The organism is Novosphingobium sp. PY1 (genome assembly GCF_017312445.1).
GTDB lineage: Bacteria > Pseudomonadota > Alphaproteobacteria > Sphingomonadales > Sphingomonadaceae > Novosphingobium.
Map to the genome: position 1 here is coordinate 361,020 of NZ_BLTI01000001.1, position 16,684 is coordinate 377,703.

At 64.7% G+C, this 16,684-nt stretch carries 17 protein-coding genes; 9 read left to right on the top strand and 8 right to left on the bottom strand.

Going from position 1 to position 16,684, the window contains the following annotated elements; genetic code table 11:
• Positions 1-23 precede the first annotated feature (23 nt).
• On the bottom strand, positions 24-806 hold the full coding sequence (locus J3474_RS01665; protein ID WP_207092879.1) for an arylmalonate decarboxylase: 783 nt from the start codon (positions 804-806) through the stop codon (positions 24-26).
• Positions 807-919: 113 nt separating this feature from the next.
• Positions 920-2,383, bottom strand: coding sequence for an aldehyde dehydrogenase family protein (locus J3474_RS01670; RefSeq protein ID WP_207092880.1), 1,464 nt, complete (start codon positions 2,381-2,383; stop codon positions 920-922).
• A 166-nt stretch (positions 2,384-2,549) separates the two neighbouring features.
• Between J3474_RS01670 and J3474_RS01675 the strand changes: the two genes are divergently transcribed.
• The gene (locus J3474_RS01675) at positions 2,550-2,837 is read left to right on the top strand and encodes a DUF1330 domain-containing protein (protein ID WP_207092881.1); all 288 of its coding nucleotides are present in this window, start codon (positions 2,550-2,552) and stop codon (positions 2,835-2,837) included.
• 3 nt (positions 2,838-2,840) lie between these two features.
• On the opposite strand, the gene J3474_RS01680 is transcribed toward J3474_RS01675, so the two are convergent.
• The 3 genes from J3474_RS01680 to J3474_RS01690 all read right to left on the bottom strand — a co-directional run bounded on the left by J3474_RS01680 (position 2,841) and on the right by J3474_RS01690 (position 7,149).
• Positions 2,841-3,767 (bottom strand): alpha/beta fold hydrolase, encoded by a 927-nt coding sequence (locus J3474_RS01680; RefSeq protein ID WP_013832388.1) that lies wholly within the window; start codon positions 3,765-3,767, stop codon positions 2,841-2,843.
• On the bottom strand, positions 3,764-4,810 hold the full coding sequence (locus tag J3474_RS01685; protein WP_207092882.1) for a DUF3089 domain-containing protein: 1,047 nt from the start codon (positions 4,808-4,810) through the stop codon (positions 3,764-3,766). The genes J3474_RS01680 and J3474_RS01685 overlap by 4 nt, the downstream gene beginning before the upstream one ends.
• A gap of 83 nt (positions 4,811-4,893) precedes the next feature.
• Positions 4,894-7,149: a TonB-dependent receptor gene (locus J3474_RS01690; protein ID WP_207092883.1), complete on the bottom strand. Its 2,256-nt coding sequence runs from the start codon at positions 7,147-7,149 to the stop codon at positions 4,894-4,896.
• Between the two features lie 200 nt (positions 7,150-7,349).
• Between J3474_RS01690 and J3474_RS01695 the strand changes: the two genes are divergently transcribed.
• Both J3474_RS01695 and J3474_RS01700 read left to right on the top strand, forming a co-directional pair.
• Positions 7,350-8,393 (top strand): class I SAM-dependent methyltransferase, encoded by a 1,044-nt coding sequence (locus tag J3474_RS01695; RefSeq protein ID WP_207092884.1) that lies wholly within the window; start codon positions 7,350-7,352, stop codon positions 8,391-8,393.
• Positions 8,390-8,689 (top strand): hypothetical protein, encoded by a 300-nt coding sequence (locus tag J3474_RS01700; RefSeq protein ID WP_207092885.1) that lies wholly within the window; start codon positions 8,390-8,392, stop codon positions 8,687-8,689. The genes J3474_RS01695 and J3474_RS01700 overlap by 4 nt, the downstream gene beginning before the upstream one ends.
• Here the strand turns inward: J3474_RS01700 and J3474_RS01705 are convergent.
• On the bottom strand, positions 8,676-9,659 hold the full coding sequence (locus J3474_RS01705) for an alpha/beta fold hydrolase (RefSeq protein ID WP_207092886.1): 984 nt from the start codon (positions 9,657-9,659) through the stop codon (positions 8,676-8,678). The two genes, J3474_RS01700 and J3474_RS01705, sit on opposite strands and share 14 nt — an antisense overlap.
• A 238-nt stretch (positions 9,660-9,897) precedes the next feature.
• Here J3474_RS01705 and J3474_RS01710 point away from each other — a divergent pair, with 238 nt between their 5' ends.
• The 5 genes from J3474_RS01710 (at position 9,898) to J3474_RS01730 (ending at position 13,961) form a co-directional block, all read left to right on the top strand.
• Positions 9,898-10,812, top strand: a complete 915-nt coding sequence (locus J3474_RS01710) for a polysaccharide deacetylase (RefSeq protein WP_207092887.1) — start codon at positions 9,898-9,900, stop codon at positions 10,810-10,812.
• Positions 10,809-11,690 (top strand): oxaloacetate decarboxylase, encoded by an 882-nt coding sequence (locus J3474_RS01715; protein ID WP_207092888.1) that lies wholly within the window; start codon positions 10,809-10,811, stop codon positions 11,688-11,690. Before J3474_RS01710 ends, J3474_RS01715 begins: the two co-directional genes overlap by 4 nt.
• Positions 11,680-12,318, top strand: coding sequence for an isochorismatase family protein (locus tag J3474_RS01720; RefSeq protein ID WP_207092889.1), 639 nt, complete (start codon positions 11,680-11,682; stop codon positions 12,316-12,318). The genes J3474_RS01715 and J3474_RS01720 overlap by 11 nt, the downstream gene beginning before the upstream one ends.
• A 36-nt stretch (positions 12,319-12,354) precedes the next feature.
• The gene (locus J3474_RS01725; RefSeq protein ID WP_207092890.1) at positions 12,355-12,753 is read left to right on the top strand and encodes a VOC family protein; all 399 of its coding nucleotides are present in this window, start codon (positions 12,355-12,357) and stop codon (positions 12,751-12,753) included.
• Between the two features lie 113 nt (positions 12,754-12,866).
• Entirely contained in the window at positions 12,867-13,961 is a 1,095-nt protein-coding gene (locus tag J3474_RS01730) for a TauD/TfdA family dioxygenase (protein ID WP_207092891.1), read from the top strand.
• A gap of 60 nt (positions 13,962-14,021) precedes the next feature.
• Here J3474_RS01730 and J3474_RS01735 read toward each other — a convergent pair whose 3' ends face one another.
• Both J3474_RS01735 and J3474_RS01740 read right to left on the bottom strand, forming a co-directional pair.
• The gene (locus tag J3474_RS01735; protein ID WP_007013620.1) at positions 14,022-14,714 is read right to left on the bottom strand and encodes a cysteine hydrolase family protein; all 693 of its coding nucleotides are present in this window, start codon (positions 14,712-14,714) and stop codon (positions 14,022-14,024) included.
• A 38-nt stretch (positions 14,715-14,752) separates the two neighbouring features.
• Positions 14,753-15,544, bottom strand: coding sequence for an oxidoreductase (locus tag J3474_RS01740; protein ID WP_207092892.1), 792 nt, complete (start codon positions 15,542-15,544; stop codon positions 14,753-14,755).
• 172 nt (positions 15,545-15,716) lie between these two features.
• On the opposite strand from J3474_RS01740, the gene J3474_RS01745 reads away from it, so the two are divergent.
• Positions 15,717-16,658 (top strand): ribokinase, encoded by a 942-nt coding sequence (locus tag J3474_RS01745; RefSeq protein ID WP_242528134.1) that lies wholly within the window; start codon positions 15,717-15,719, stop codon positions 16,656-16,658.
• The last annotated feature ends 26 nt before the right edge of the window (positions 16,659-16,684 follow it).

Below are 16,684 nucleotides of genomic sequence, written 5' to 3' on the forward strand. Positions count from 1 at the left end.
CTGGCGGACGCGTGGGCAATGGATCAGAAATCGGTAAGCAGGCGTCCGAAACCGGGCATGCGGTCGGCGATCGCGTTGGCGCGCAGGGCGTGCCAGTAGGTGGCCGTGTTGATGGCAATGACCGGCTTGCCGAGCCAAAGTTCGGCAGCGGCGGCGAAGGCGACGGTCGAGAGGTTCGTGCCGACCTGGATCAGCGCTTCGACATCGTCGCCCTCCAGCGAATGGAAACCTTCGCGCAGCCGTTCCGGCGTGACCTGCGCGATCTGCGTCCAGGAACGGCATTGCAGCGGCAGGTCGCGGACCACTTCGTAACCGTGGTCGGCAAGGTAGGTCTTCACCTGCGCATTGGCGCTTGGCCAGTAGGGGGAGATGACCGCGACCCTTCGTATGTTGCCATAGGCCTTCAGCGCGGCAACGACGGCCTCGGCACCGGTCGATACGCCGAGGCCCGAGATGGCCTCGATCTGCTCGCGCCATTTGCGCCCGCCTTCGGCGCCGCCGTAGAATGTGACCGCGGACATGCCCATGACCAGATAGTCCGGGTGGCAGGTCAGCACACCGCGCACCGCGTCGGCGGTGTTGGCGTCGATTTCCATGGTCCCGGCCATGAAAGTCTCATCGGATACCGCCTGCGCATCATCGACGATGATGCGGCTGTAATGGTTGGTCACGCCATAGGGACGCATTGCGTCGAAATCGGGCTGCACGGTCGTGTTGGTGGAGGGGCCCAGAACGCCGAACAGGCGCCGAAAGCCTAAATTGTCGGGCCCGCGTTCCGCGGACTTGGTCACTGCTGTCTGTTCCATGGTCATTGCGAGCCCGGCTCCTGCGTTCGATGGTTTCAGATTATGTTCAGTCCTCGCTTCGGGCGAGGTGAAGTGGGCGGGTTGTTCGTCTGGTGAGAATGTTTGCGCGGCCTTCACAGCCGCGCGTTGAGCAGCATAGCGCGTGAGTGCTCGAGAACTCCGAAGTGCGAATAGTCCATGCCGATGCCCGATTGCTTCGCAAATGGGAGCGGCAGGGATGCCGAATAGGCGCCGTGCTGGTTGACCCACGCCGTTCCGCATTCGAGCCGGGCCGCAAGTGCCAGCGCGCGATCGACGTCCCGGCTCCAGACCGACCCCCCCAAGCCGTATTCGCACGCGTTGGCTTCACGCAGTACGGCATCTTCGTCGGTAAAGGGCATGATCGGCAGGACCGGCCCGAACTGCTCCTCGTCGACCAGCGGCATTCCGGCGCTGCAGCCCTCCACCAGCGTGGGGGCGAGGAAGTAGCCGGCGGTGCCGGGCGCGAATGCGGTCTGGTGGACCGTGCAGCCCCGTTCCGCGGCATCGCGCGCGAATCCTTCGACGCGGGCGAGCTGGGCCTGGCTCTGCAAGGGGGCCATCGTCGTCTCGGCAGCGAAGGGACTTCCCGCGCTTGCGCCCGCCATCAAGGCGAGCAGCTTGTCGCGTACCGCGTCATAGAGACTCTCGTGCACGTAGAGGCGCTTGATCGCGGCGCAGAACTGCCCGGCATTTTCCAGCGCGATGCGATAGGTCCAAGCCGCCAGCTCGTCGGCATCGGCATCGTCCAGGACGATCGCTGCGTCGTTGCCGCCCAGCTCGAGCGTCAGCTTCTTGAGCGTCGGTGCGGCTGCTGCGGCGATTACGCGCCCGGTCGTGGTCGATCCGGTGAAAGAGATCTTGGCGATGCCGGGGTGCGAGGTCATCGCCGCCCCTGCCGATGCATCGCCGGTGATCGTGTTGTAGACGCCGGCCGGGAAGATCCCGCGCGCTAGCTGGCCCATGTAGAGCGCCGAGAGCGGGGTCTGCGGGGCAGGGCGCAGCACGATCGTATCGCCCGCCAGCAAGGCGTTGGCGATCTTGGCGACAGCAAGGATGACCGGTGCGTTCCACGGCGCGATAGCGCCGGCAACGCCGAGCGGACGATGGACGAGGCGTGCCTTCAGGCCCGCGCGGTCGTAGACGATCTCGGGCAGGTCCTGTGCGGCGATCGTGCGTACATAGTCGACAGAGAAGAACACTTCGCTCCAGGCGCGGCGTAGCGGGCGCCCGGTCTCCGCTGCGACGATGAGGGCGAGCGACTTGCGGTTGTCCCACAGCGCATCGGCAAATGCTTCGAGCCGGGTGCGGCGTTCCTGCCAGTCGAGAGCAGCCCAGCCGGGGAATGCTTCCCTGGCGGCGGTGACGGCCGCATCGACATCGCTGACTTGCGCTTCGGGGCACTGGCCGATGATCGTGCCACTGGCCGGATGCACCACGTCCCTGTACGGCGATGCAACATCGCGATTGGCAATCGTCTGCTCCAGGCCCAGTCCGGCGAGCCAGCTCGGGACGTCCTGCGGTACTTCGCTGTAGATCGTTTCGGCTTCCTGCATCATCGTCCGGTCCTTTGGGTGGTGACGCGAGCGCGCTAGCACGGGGCCGGTCGTCCAAGCGCTGGCGCGAGGAGGGACTTATCGCAGGGTGAGCAGAGGCGTGCCGGGCAGGCGGCCTGCCTTGAATTCGCTGCTAGCCCTCGGTCATCACAATCCCGGGAGACAGCGAATGCACGGCGCCTTTATTCTCACGACGGTCACTATCACCGACAGCCAGTCATTTGGCGAATACAGGGCGGCCGTGGGCCAGGTGAATGCCAGACTCGGCGGCGAAATGCTGGTACGCGGAGGAGTGCGCGAGGTCCTGGAGGGCGACGCCATCGAGGGCGAAATCGTGGTCGCACTCGGCTTTGCTGATGCCGAAGCCGCGCGCGCCTACATCGCCTCGCCGGAATATCGCGCTCTGGCGCCGATGCGCGAGCGGGCGGGGCACTTCACGATCAGGCTGGTGGCCTGATTCTCAAAGCGGCGCGTCGAGAAAGCTGCGCATGGCGGCGGCAACCTCGACGGGCCGTTCCTGATGGACGAAGGAACCGGTCTGCGGCAGCTCGATCACTTCGGCATCGCCGCGCAGATTCATGCCGGTCTCGATGTACTTCACGTAGTGCCCGCGGTCGCCGTAGATGAACAGCAGCGGCGCGATCGTGCGGGCCAGTGCCGCCTGGGTGTTGAACAGGCCGACCCCACGCTCGCTCGGCCGTATCCAGCGATCGGCCCGGGCGCGGCTTGCGTCCTGCTCGACCTCGACTTGCGGGTCGAGCGTTGCAAAATCGCCCGCTCCGCCGGTCGCGCGGGCTACCGGTCGCCAATCGGCAGTATAGACCTTCGGATCGCGATGGGCCTCCAGTTCGGCAAGGCGGGCGCGATCGTAGCCGGGAAACAGGCTGACGCTGGCCAGCACCAGCTTGTTCACGCGCTCGGGCCAGAGCGCCGCAATTTCGGTCGAGATGACCCCACCCAGCGAGTTGCCGGCGAAGCTGGCCCGCGCGATGCCCAGTTCATCGAGCGCGGCCAGCAGCATGGTCGCCGTTTCTGGGACCGTCTGAACATAGGGGGGGAGTCCGTTCATGGCCGAATCGCCGTGGCCTGGCAGATCGAAGGCAATGACCCGCTTGTCCGGGCCGAGCCGCGGTGCGACGCCGCGCCAGTCCGCCGCCCAGCCCCCGAGTTTGTGCAGCAGGATTACCGGCTCCCCGTCCTTTGGGCCGAGCGCATGCCAGGCCAGCACGCCTCCCGCACGCGCGAGGGTGCCGCTTTCGGTCCACGGACCGTCGATCGGGCGTGGAGCTACACTTGCCGCGGCTGGGCGCAGGGTTCCCGTCAGCAGCGGCAACGAGGCCGCGGCACCGAGCAGGGCGCGGCGGGGCAGGGAGGCGAAAGACGTCATCGGTGATCCTCTTGCCAGCGCTGTGCGCGTAGTGCCGCGTTCGCTGAAATGTCGGCCCAGAACAGGGCGATGTCATGCATGTGCAGGCTGCCGTTGGGTAGCGGCTGCGCTTCCACAGTCGATGCCGTGCGGACTCGCAGTATCCCATCGACGCAGCGTGCCGCCACGGCGCGATGAACAAGGGCCGCGGCGGGCCGATCCTTTTGTGCAACCGGCAGCATGCCTTTGCCGTCCGCAAACCCGGCCGCGGGCAGGGTTGCGTCGAAAGTCATGGGATTGGTACAGACGAGAGCGGGGTCCTGTCCGGGGGCGCCATAGTCGGCAACGGAGCGCTGTTTCCACGCGGTGGTTTCGGCGCTTTCGCTGAAGCCGTTCCATGATGCCACGCACCTTGTCTGTCCCGGTGAGGTACAAGGGGGAACATCGGATGGGAGCGTGCCCTTGGGAATGCCGATGCCCGGCAGATAGGCGGCGACCAGCCGATCCGCGAGAGGCGTACCGGCGATTTCTTCCTTGAGCAGCCTGAGGCCGAGCAGGGCGCCCTGGCTATGTCCTGCGATGATGAAGGGGCGCCCCTGGCCCAGCTTTGCAATGTAGTTCCGGAATGCCTGGCGCACGTCACGATAGGCAAAGTCGTAAGCCTGCGCCCCGCGCCCGTCGCGCTCTATGAAGGCGCGGCTCGAAGCCTGCCGATAGAACGGCATGAAAAGCCGGCAGCAGGCGGCAAAGGCATTGAGTTGGCGCTGGGCCACGCTTTGCACAGTCCACGCGCGCGTGGCCTTGTCGTCCATCTTCTGGTTCCAGTCCCGGGACTGGAACGTCGTGGGATGAATATAGAAGACGTCGGCATCGCGCGCGGCGGACTTTGTTTCCCGTGCGGCCCAGCTGGATGCCAGGGCGTAGTCCGGCGGCGGACCGGCGTCGCTGTCGGCTGCCTGCGCGGCAAGTCGGAAAGGTTCGGTTGACGCGCCCGTTGCCGTGCAGGCGGCCAGCGCCGATGCCGCAAGCGGCAAGGTCAGGAGCGTTGACAGAAGGTGTCTCATCGCCCCGGACCTTGCCCCTCGCAAGGGAAGGGGGCAAGCTTGCGCCTGCCCCCCCGTATTCGCGTGATCGCCGGGCATGGCGATCAGAACTTGGCCTCGACAGTGGCGCCGATCACGCGGCCATTGCCGACGAATCCGGTCGTGAAGGTGGTCGAGGGGAAGAACTCCGGTTCGTTGATCGACGAAACGATGTAGTTCTTGTCGAACAGGTTCTTGGCAAAGACCGAAAGCTCGTATCCGTCCTTGATCCAGCCGATGCGGGCATTGACGAGGGTCTGCTGCGGGACCTTCTGCAAGGCGATCGCGTTGGTCGCCTGCTCCGAGCGATAGGACATGTCTGCGTGCAGATAGAGCTCCGAGGTCGCGAGCGGAATGGTGTAGTTGGTTGCCGCCGAGAACTGGTGCTTCGATGTGCGCGGGATCTGGAAGCCGCCCACGTCGATGCCGGACCCTGCCGGGGTCAGGCCGCAGTCCGCCGCGGTCGGGCAGATTCGCGAGGAGCTGTAATCGATCGTGCCGTCATCCCAGGTGGAATCCGCGTAGTTGTAGCCGAAGCTGACGTCCCAGTTCGGAGACGGCTTGACCGCGGTCGAGAACTCGAAACCCTTGACGGTAGCCGATCCGATGTTGGTGACAGGGTTGGTCTGGCCGGTGACCGACGAAGGGACCGAGATCTGCAGATCGTTCCAGTCGACGTAGTAGGCTGCAACGTTCATGATCACGCGACCGCCCAGGAACGTGTTCTTGGAACCGATTTCGAAGGAGGTATTCTTCTCGGGGCCGTACGACTGTTCGGACAAGACCGAGGTGTTGTTGAACCCGCCGGACTTGGTGCCGCTGGCGACGACCGCGTAGAGCATGCGGTCGGGGTTCCATTCCCAGTTCGCGGTTACGCGGTAGGTGCCGTAGGAGAAGTCTGCCTTGGGGGTGCGGACAAGGCCGGTCAGGTTGTTGGTAAGGACCGCGTCCTTGTCTTCCCAGGTCCACCGTCCCTGCGTTTCGATGTTGAAGGTCGGGGTGAACTTGAAGTTCACGAGCCCGAAGACCGATTTCATCGTCGCATTTTCGTCGTTGTTGAGGTCGAGCGACCGGCTCACTTGCCCGGGGCTGTTGCCGACGACGACGGTCTGGTTCGCCGCGCGGTCATAGTAGTAGCCGCCTGCCGCCCAGTCGAGGAATGCGTTGTCGTAGGATTCGAGCCGGACTTCGCTGCTCCATTCGCGAACCGGTCCGACGAAGGGGCGGGTAAAGCGGCGCTGCGCCGAAGAGAGCGTGCCGCCGTAGCTGTTGAGGTGCTGGTCCTGCAGCGCGATCGTATCGTACTTGGCATAGGATCCGGTGTAGCGCAGCGTGACCGGCCCGAATTCGTAGGCCATGCGCCCGATCACAAGGTTGGTCTTGCGCTTCGAGTAGGACGCGGAATCGACGTCGACCTCGTCGGGAGCCTGCAGCGTGCCGCACTTGAAGCGAAGTGTGCTGCCGCCGCGATTGGGCAGGATCGTCGGAGAGATCGTGCCGCCGCAGTCGTTGGTGAACATGTAGTTCGCGCCGCCGTCGAGCTCGTCCTCATAGTGGTAGTAGAACAGCGAGGCGGAAAAATCGGATTCCGGGTGGTAGTCGATCATGCCCGAGGCCGAGATCTTGTGGTCCCAGCCACCCAGGTTCGAACCTTGCACGTTCTTGATGGTGCCGCCGAAGTGCGAATAGGTGCCGACGCCCATGATGCTGAGCGACCTGGTGATCGGGACGGAGATCTTGCCCGCCACTTCATAGAGACTGTCGGTGCCGACCGATGCCTTGATCTGGCCGGTCAGGTAGTCCTTGGGCCGGTCGAGAACGTAGTTGATCGCGCCGGCAAAGGCGTTGTTGCCGTAAAGCGCACTTTGCGGGCCCTTGATCACCTCGACCCGGGCAAGGTTGTACAAGTCGATGTCGAGGTTCGACTTGGACGACATGTAGACGCCGTCGAGAAACACGCCGACGTTGTTGTCGAAGGTGGTTGAGGTGATGTTGGTGATGCCGCGCATCGTCGGGGCGGCGAGGCCGCCGGCATTGCCCGAGTTGAAGGTCAGGCCCGGTGTGAGACGGGCGACATCGTCGAGCGACTGGGCGCCGGCGCGGGTCAGGGTTTCCTGCGTGACGGCGCTGACCGCGGCGGGGATCGACTGGATCGTTTCCTCGCGCTTGCGGGCGGTGACGACGATGTCGCCTCCCATGACGTCGTTGTCGGCACCCGTGGAAGCCCCGGCCGATGCTGCGGTCTGAGCCATGGCAGGTGCGGCAAGGGTGGCCATGAGGGCAAGTCCGATCGAGGAACCAGCAAGCCAGAAATTCTTCATCTAAGTTTCCATCCCTAAATTGGCCGAATGCTCAGCAAGGCTCGGCGTTGTTCGCGTTGCAGACATTGCTGTCACAAGGCTGCGGCGCGCCATACGGGTTCGATCGAGTCTTGTCGCAGAGCGGATAGCGCCGGGAACGCGAGATGGCACAAGGGCTTACGGCGTGGCATTGAAATGCAGGCGCAAAGGAGAAGCGACTCATGCAGTTCGACCTCGGCCAACGCGGCCGTGCCATGATGGATTTCGAAGTGACTACCCGATTGGCGGCTTCGCGCCTGCAGCAGGCGGTCGAAGGCGAACTGGCCGATGCGGGCCTCGACGCGCAGGGTCTGCCCGAGGACATGGAAGAACGGCACCGGGTGATCGACAGCGCGCTGGCCGGTTCCACGGCGTACCAGGCGCGTGCGCTGCTGGGCGAATGGTGCGCCAAGCAGCACGGCCGCGCAGCGGAGCAGGCATTCGAGGAGATTTCCGAGAGCATCGTGCCCGCGCTCGCGCAGCTTCGCGAAGGCGGGACGACGATCACCGTCCACGACGTCGACGCGCCGCGCTACTGGTCGCAGACATGGTTCCACCGCACGCGGGGAGGCTGGGATGCCGGGCCGTGGAACGGTTTCATCCACGGCGAGCTGGTCCACAAGAAGTACGTATCGAAGATCTTTCCGGGCGACATCTACGGTAACCGCCGGGCCGTTCTGAAAAGCCTGCCACGCGCCGATTATCGCCGTATTCTCGAGATCGGCACCTCGTCGGGCCATCATTCGGTTGCGATTGCGGAGGTCTTTCCGGATGCCCGATTGACCGGAATCGATCCCTCGCTGCGGATGCTGGAGCAGGCGCAGCGCGTTGCCAATGAAAAGGGCCTTTCCTGGGACCTGCACACAGGCGTTGGCGAGACGATGCCGATGTTCGCCGATGCCAGCTTCGACCTCGTGACCGCCTATGCCATTCACCACGAGATGCCGGTCAAGGCGATCGAGGCGATCTTTGCCGAGGCATTTCGCGTGCTGGAACCGGGCGGCGACATGATCATGGCCGACGTCGCGCGGACCCAGAGTCTCGACCGCATGACCGCCTGGCGTTTCGACTGGCTGGCGCGTTGGGGAGGCGAGCCCTTCTGGCGCTCCACTGCCAAGCTGGACATGGAGCCCATGGCCCGCGCGGCCGGCTTCGTCGACGTCAGGGGCTGGCAGCCTAATCCGGGGCGTGACCCCTACGTCATCTATGGACGCAAGCCCGCATGACCAAGCAGACTTCCACGCAGTCCGCCGCTGCAGCGACCGGTCGGGATCTGACCGCAGAGCGACAGATTCTACCCCCCGAGCGCATCGATGACGTGGCCGAAGCGGTAATCGCTCTCGCCCGCGAGCTATGGGTCGTGTGCGACCGCCAGATCGTGACCGAGGCCTTGTTGGCCCGTCACGGCATCACTTCAGAGGATATCGACGCCTATCAACCCGATGCGGCTACTGAAGAGCGGTTGGCCCGGCGCCGGCAGCAGGTCGTCGACAATATCCTGGTGGCGCTCAGGGCCGGCTGATCGATTCCGCCTGGAGTTTGCAGGTCAGGCCGGACCGGATCGCCAGCCAGCGACTGGCTGCGTCGGTTCTGCGGCCGGTCCGGCTGTCGAGGAAGGCGGCCACTGCTGTCAGGACGGTCTTGCGTCGCTCGGGCGTCGCGTCGCCCTGGGGTGGGCGCAGGACTGAGTCGATCCCCCCCAGATAGTGCCCGGCACCTTCGATATGCATCAGGCACAAGTCCGCATCCGGCGCAGAGAGGCGATAGCCGTCATCGTGCCATTGCGGTCCAAGATCGGTCAGTGCGGCCATGTCGTTCGTGCCGTTGATCAACAGGACGGGGCCGTGCAGTTGTGACCAGTCGACCTTGAGATAAGGACCGCGCTTCTGCCACTGCGGCGTCAGCCCCTCCCAGTTTCCGGGAGCCGACAGCAGGACGGCAGCCTTGAATCTGCCGGTCGGTGAAGGCTGGCCGGCGTCTTCTACCCGTGCGCCCATTGCCAGTGCGGCCGTGTGCCCGCCGAAGCTGTGGCCGAGCAGTGCAAGCCGCTTCATGTCGGCGCGCGCGGCAAGACCGGGCACGCGCGAAAGGACTGCGCCCAGGTGCGTGGCGATCCAGTCGACCTGGTCGAGCCGAATGCGCCAGGTGTCGGAAGGATAGGGTGCAGGCGGGAAGCCGTCCTGCGACGCGTCCGGGTGGTCGGGCTGGATGACGATCCAGCCGTCTCGCGCAAGGAATTCGACGAGCGGACGATAGTCCGACCGATTGAGCAGGTTGCCGTGGCTCAGGATGAGGACGGGCAGGTCGCTGCCTTTCTCCGGAACGGTAATCCGCATGACGAGGGCGCGTCCGTCAGGTCCCTGCGGTATGGCCACCGGATCTCGCGACACGATCTGCGCGGTAGGATTCGAGGGTATATCGGCCGCCGTCGCGCTCGTGGCGGCAAGCGGTGCCGTCGCAAGCGCCAGGGCTGCATGGAAATGCGATGCCATTGAAACGTGCCGAGCCATTGATTAGCCTTTCTTCCTTGCGGCGCTCGTGGTTCCGGTGGCACCGCGATCCGCAGATAACGCGTGAAGGACCCGTCGCAACGCCCCGATGACCCGCATTGTTCGACAGGCGATCACCCTGCCCGATCGCGCTAGGCCGGGGGCGGGGTGGCGAATTAGTCCGGAGCTTGTGGGAGCGCACTTCGCTCGGCGCGTAGAAGAACGCCTGGAGATCCTTGTAATGGAATACGATTACGTCCCCCTGCCGCATCGCAAGCCACTCAAGTGGCCGAACGGCGCGCGGGTTGCCCTGATCCTCACTTTCAATCTCGAAACCTGGGATCTCGTGAAGGATACGGACAAGCCCTATTATGCAGGCGGACCGGCGATCCTGCCCGATATCCTGCCCGGCAATGTCGCCGACTTTCCCAACTATACGTGGCGCGAATACGGTCAGCGTGTCGGCATCTGGCGCCTGTTCGAGCTGTTCGACGAACTTGGCGTACCGGCAAGCTGCACGACCAATGCCGTGACTTTCGAGCGCCGCAAGGCGATGACCGACGCGGTGCTGGAGCGTGGCTGGGAACTGCTGGCGCACAACTGGGAACAAGGAGAGCTGCTCACCGGCTTTGCAAGCGATCCCGAGAAGGAGCGCCAGGTCGTCCTGCGCTCGCTCGAACAGTATGAGAAGTTCACCGGTCGCAAGGCCAAGGGCTGGCTCTCCTCCAGTCTGCGCGGCACGATGCAGACTGCCGATATCCTCGCCGGCGAAGGCTGCACGTTCTACTGCGACATCATGAACGACGATCAGCCTTCGCTGCTGCGCACGCTCAACGGGCCGATCGTTTCGGTTCCATATTCTAATGAAATCAACGACTTCACCTTCATAACCCGCAAGAACTTCACCACCGACCAGTTCCGCGATGCCTTGATCGAGGAACTCGACGTGCTCCATGCCGAGGGTGAGAAGACCGGGCGGATCATGAACGTCGGCCTGCATCCCCATGTATCCGGGCGCGCGCATCGCGTGCGGGCCCTGCGCGAATTCATCGAACATGCGAAGTCGCTGCCCGGCGTCTGGTGGGCGACCCGCGAAGAAATCGCCGAGTGGTATCTCGCCAACCACGAAAGCCACATTCCCGGCCAACTGGGATGAGTGCGCCCGGGCATGTTGTCCGGCTGCGCGAGCGTCTTGCGGATCGTGCGCAGTGCGGGCTCGTTTCGATGCCCGGATGCTGGGATGCGCTGTCCCTGCTGCTGATCGAGAAGGCCGGTTGCGAAGCCGGCTTTCTTTCCGGCGCAGCGTTGTCGATGGCGGCGCTGGGTCGTGCCGACCTCGGTCTCGTTCCGGCCGACAGGGTCGTCGATACGGTGGCGCTGATGCGCGATGTCAGCGATCTGCCGCTGCTCGTCGATGGCGACACCGGTTTCGGCAATGCGCTGACGCTGCAGCGTTTCGTGCGCATGCTGGAACGGGCAGGGGCGAGCGCCGTGCAAGTCGAGGACCAAACCTTTCCCAAGCGCTGCGGGCACATGGCGGGCAAACAGGTCGTGCCCCATGACGAGGCATTGGGCCGCATTCGCGCTGCACTCGATGCGCGCGTCGACATGCTGGTCTTTGCCCGTACCGACGCACTGGGCGTCGAAGGCTTCGCCTCGGCAATGGAACGCGCCGAGAGTTTCCTGGCCGAAGGCGCGGATGCTGTCTTCATCGAAGGTCCCCGCACCATGCAGGAACTGGAGGACATTGCCGCCCGCCTTGCTGGGCGTGTGCCGCTGGTGCACAATCTCGTCGCGGGCGGGGTAACGCCGACCGATGACGAAGAGTGCCTGGAAAGGCTTGGAATAGCCGTCGCCTTGCATCCGATGCTGTTGCTCGGCGGGCTCGTGACCGGCGCGCCGCGTTGGCTCGCCGGACTTGCCGCGGCACGCTCCAGCACTGGCTTGCGCGAGGAGACCGGCATGCTTCATGATCTGAACGAACTGACCGGCGCACAATCGCTGCTGGCTCAAGGGGCGAAATATGGCTGCTGAGAAATCCGATCTCGACAACGACTACGTGGGGGCCGGTTTTGGCGGCGGCCTGGAACCCGGCAAGCGTCCAGCCCTGCTGCTGGTCGACATGGTCATGGCCTATCTCGATCCGCAATCGCCGCTCTATGCGCAGGGCGAGGTAGCGCTGGCGCAGGCGGTTCGTCTGGCTGACGCCGCTCGAGCGGCCGGGGTGCCGGTGATCCTGACCAATGTCGAATATGTCGACGGCAAGGAAGGCGGCATGTTCTTCCGCAAGGTGCCGGGGCTGCGCAATTTCATGGCCGGCTCGCGGCTGGGCGCCTTTCCCGAGGAATTGACTCCGAGGCCCGGCGACCGCGTGATCACCAAGTTCTATCCTTCCGCTTTCTTCGGCACCGCACTCGCGCCCATGCTGGTGGCGGAGGGCATCGATACCCTGCTGATCGGCGGCTATTCGACTTCGGGGTGCGTGAGGGCCAGCGCTCTAGATGCGCTGTGCCACGGTTTCGTGCCGCTCGTGGTTGCCGATGCCTGCGCCGACCGCGATCCGCGCCCGCACGAAGGCAACCTGTTCGATATCCGCGCCAAGATCGGTGAGGTCATCGACGCCGAGACGGCGCTGGACGTCATTCGCGCCGCATTGGCCTGACCGGGCGCGAGCGGTCAGGACACGATTGGGCAGGGCATGGCGCGATTGGGCTTTCATCACGGGGCGATGTCGGTGGCCGACATCGAAGCGGCCGCGCGATGGTACGTGGAAGTTCTCGACTTTCGCGTGGAGAGGCGCTTTGCGATCCCGGGCGGTACGAAGGCCATGTTCCTCGAACGCGACGGCTTGCGGATCGAGCTGTTCCAGGTTGCCGATCCCCAACCTATGTCTCCCGACCGCCTCGATCCGCGCAAGGACCTGCAGACGCTGGGCAACAAGCATGTCGCGTTCACGGTTGACGACTACGAGGGATTTCGCGCCAATCTCGTCGCGCGCGGCGTCGAGATCGTGCTGGAAGTGGGCGAGCGCTTCGGGCGCGGCCTGTTCATCCGTGACGGGGCGGACAACGTGCTGGAATTCCTCGAAAGCGATTGAGCCGACTTGTACGTGTCGGGAAAACCTTTCGGACATGACGCGACAAGTCGACGCAACCGCGCCGCTCTAAGCTAGCCGGATCAGTCATGAAGTGCGGAGCAAAGGAATAGCGCATGGCCAGCAACCCTACCACATCGCTGGAGGCCGTCCCCCCGGTCACGACCGCCGCGGCCTGGCGCGGCGATGCGCTGGAGCAGAGCGGCGAGTGGATCTACATGCTGTCGGATGCGCAGGTGGACGAGCTGGAAATTCTCGGTGCGCGCTTCCTGGCTGAAAATCCGGACCTGCGCACGGTCAGGGCCGAGGACTACCCGCTTGTAGCCTGCGCCGACGCGGTGAAGGAATGGGGTAGCGATGTCGATTACGGCCGCGGCTTCGTCCTGGTGCGTGGCCTGCGAACCCAGCTCTATTCCGACGCGCTTTCGAGCGCGATTTACTACATCCTCGGCCTGCACATGGGTGATCCGATACGCCAGAACGAGATGGGCGACCTGATCGACCATGTCTATGCGACTTCGGACAAGACCATGGACGATCCGACCGCGCTGTCATCGAAGGTGCGCGACAAGCTCGTCTATCACTCCGACAGTTCGGACATCGTGGCGCTGATGTGCCTGCGCCCGGCCAAGGAGGGCGGGCTGTCCTGTCTGGTCTCGGGCGCGCAGATCTACAACGAGATTCTCGAGCGCCGACCCGATCTTGCGCCTCTGCTGCTCGAGCCGTTCCATTGGGACTGGCGGCGGCAGGACCACAATGCGCCGGCGGACACCTATACCTCGCCCATCGTCAGTCTCGTCGATGGCGTGTTCTCCATGTACGCAGGCTCGCTCTACATCCTCACTGCGCAGGAATACGATGGCGTGCCCAAGCTGACGCCCGAACAGATCGAGGTACTCGAGCTCTTCGACAAGATCACTTACGAGGAAGGCATGGCGATCGCGATGGACTTCCGGCCAGGCGATATCCAGTGGCTGTCGAACTATGCAGCGCTTCACGCCCGGACGACCTTCCGGGACTGGCCCGAGCCGCAGCGCAAGCGCCACCTCCTGCGCCTCTGGCTGAGCCGCGACGCCGGGCGGCCAGTGGTTCCAGGGTTCGGCAAGAATGGCGTCGTCCAACACCGAGCAGCCCCTCGCGGTGGAGCCGAGGAGCACCCGGACGGGCATTTCGACATATTTTCCGTGGCGGTGCCGCGCCTGCTTTGCTGAGCGCACGGCACCTGTGGATTGGGAGATGGCGGCGTCGGTTCGGCACGGAACCGGCGCCGCCTACCCAAGGAGCGGGAGATGCCGATCGGGCTCCTGCAACAAGGCCAGGATGTCCCGTGTCCATTGCACGTCGGCGAAGTTCAGACGCAGGTTGAGCAGTGCGGCGTTGTGCTCGGCGTCGGTGGCGGCAGCGCAGGCATCCGCGACCACGATCACCTTGTGCCCGCGCATGTTGGCCTCTCGGGCGGTGGATTCGACGCAGACATTGGTGAGCGTGCCGACAAGGACGATGAGTTCGATCCCGCGCATGTGCAGAACCCGGGCAAGGGCGCCGGCAGGGCATGAGAAGGCACCGTAACGAAACTTGTCCAGGACTAGGTCGTCGCGTCCGCAGGCCATCGGTGGATATATTTCATGAGCAGCGGTACCGCTGCGCAGCGACGCCACTGCCCGGGCGACGAACGGGTCGGCGAGGTCGTACTGCCAGGCGGGCACGGCCAGGTGCGGTGCATCGCTCACTGTCTGGCGCGTCCAGATTACGCAGGCTCCGGCGTCGCGCATGGCGCGCACCAGGGTATTGATCGGCTCGACGATGGCGCGGGCGCTTTCCTTGCCGAACACACCTTCCTCGGCAACGAAAGCTGTTTGCATGTCGATCACCACAAGCGCCGTGCGCTCCGGGTCGATCGCGTCGAAACTATTGTACCCGCGCCCGCGCTCGACTGCCCAGTCGGGCAGTTCTATCCTGTGCATCAGGCTTCCTCGAAGGCGATCGAAAGCGAAAGCTTTTCCTAGTCCCTGATCTGCGCGGCGACGAAGGCGTGCTGATCGGTCGCATAGTGCAAGGCGTCTTCGCCCAGGAACAGGTGCAGCGGCGGCTCGGGCGCATCCAGCGCTTCGAGGATCGCCGCCGCCGCGCGCCGGGGATCGCCTTTTTCCTTGCCGGCATTCTCGGTAAGGCTGCGCCGCGCGAAGTGGGCAACCTCGTCGTAGTCGGCAATGTCCGCGCCGGCGATGCGCAGGCCCGATGCGGCAAATTCGGTGCGCATGCCGCCCGGGGCGACATTGGTGACGCGAATGTTCATCGGGGCGACCTCCTGCGCCAGCGTCTGGCCCAGGCATTCGAGCGCATACTTGCTCGCGCCGTAGATGGCCGTGCCTGCCCAGGGCGCATGGCCGCTGACCGATGTGATGTTGACCACATGCCCTGCGCGCCGGCCGCGCATGTGCGGCAGCATGGCCTGGATCATGCGCATGGCGCCGAAGACATTGATCTCGAACAGGTCGCGGGCTTCATCGATGGACACTTCCTCGATGGCGCCGATCAATCCATAGCCGGCGTTGTTCACGAGACGGTCGATCCCGCCAGTCAGCGCCTCGGCGCGGGCCACGGCTTCACGCACCAAAGCCTCCTCGCGCAGGTCGATGCACAGCAGGTGGGCGCGGTCCGGAGCGAAGCTGGTGAATTCAGCGTCCTCGGCCCTGCGGCTGGTGCCCACTACAGTGTCTCCGCGGGCAAGCGCCGCCCTGGCGAGTTCCCGGCCCAGACCGCCACCGATTCCCGTGATCAGCCAATTCGTCATCGTCGTCACCTTCCTGTTGCAGATGAGGAACCTAATGGCCCGCAGGAGTCGCGCTCTTTGCGCTGGCGACCGCAAATCTTGTGCCTGGGCGCACGCGGGCTCCTCGCGCTTGACCGGTGGCAGGTCCCATGCTGCACCTTCGCTGCACATGCAAAAAAGACGGGGCGCAGACTTGGCTGTTCACATCGTCGGTTCGATCAACATCGACATCATTACATCGCTCGAACGCCTGCCCATGCCGGGTGAGACGGTCCTGGCCGGGGCGACCGCACGCCTGCCCGGGGGAAAGGGCGCGAACCAGGCCGTGGCGGCCGCCCGCATGGGTGCGGCCACGCGCATGATCGGGGCTGTGGGTGAAGGCGATGCCGGGCGCTGGATGAAGGACCGGCTGGCGGCGGAAGGCATCGATATTTCCGGTGTCGAAGTCGTTCCCGGCGAAGAGACCGGAACCGCCTATATCGCTGTGGATGCCGAGGGCGAGAACCAGATCATCGTCGTCTCGGGCGCCAATGCGAGGCTCAAGGCACCTGCGCCGGTGGAAGAAGGTGTCCTGCTTTCACAACTGGAAGTGCCGGTTGCCGCTCTGGCGCCGGTCTTCGCGCAGTCTCGGGCGGTCCGCATTCTCAACACGGCACCCGCCCTGCTCGAAGCGCGCTGCCTGTTCGATCTTGTCGATATTCTCGTCCTTAACGAGCATGAGCTGGGTGTCTACGTCCCGTCGACGGGAGAGCCGCCCTCGCACGAAGGAATTGTTGCGCGGGCCCGGGATTTGCTGGCGCGGGCAGATCAGGCGATCGTCGTTACGCTGGGGGCCAACGGCGCGCTTGCGATACGGCGGGATTCGTATTGCCACATTCCGGCCGTGCCGGTCATTTCCGTCGACACCATCGGCGCGGGCGACTGCTTCTGCGGCGCACTGGCGGCGCTGCTCGATGAAGGCAGGCGCCTCGAAGAAGCCTTGCCCATCGCCAGCGCGGCGGCGGCCCTGTGCACTCTCGGCCGGGGCGCGGTCCCTTCGATGCCTGCGCGCGGGGCGGTGTTCGACCTGCTTTCCGGTTCGGCAACAGAACATGCGCTGCCAATCAAGAACCCGGCGGCCGCTTCCCTAAGCTGATCCAACATCGACCAGACGCGGATCGG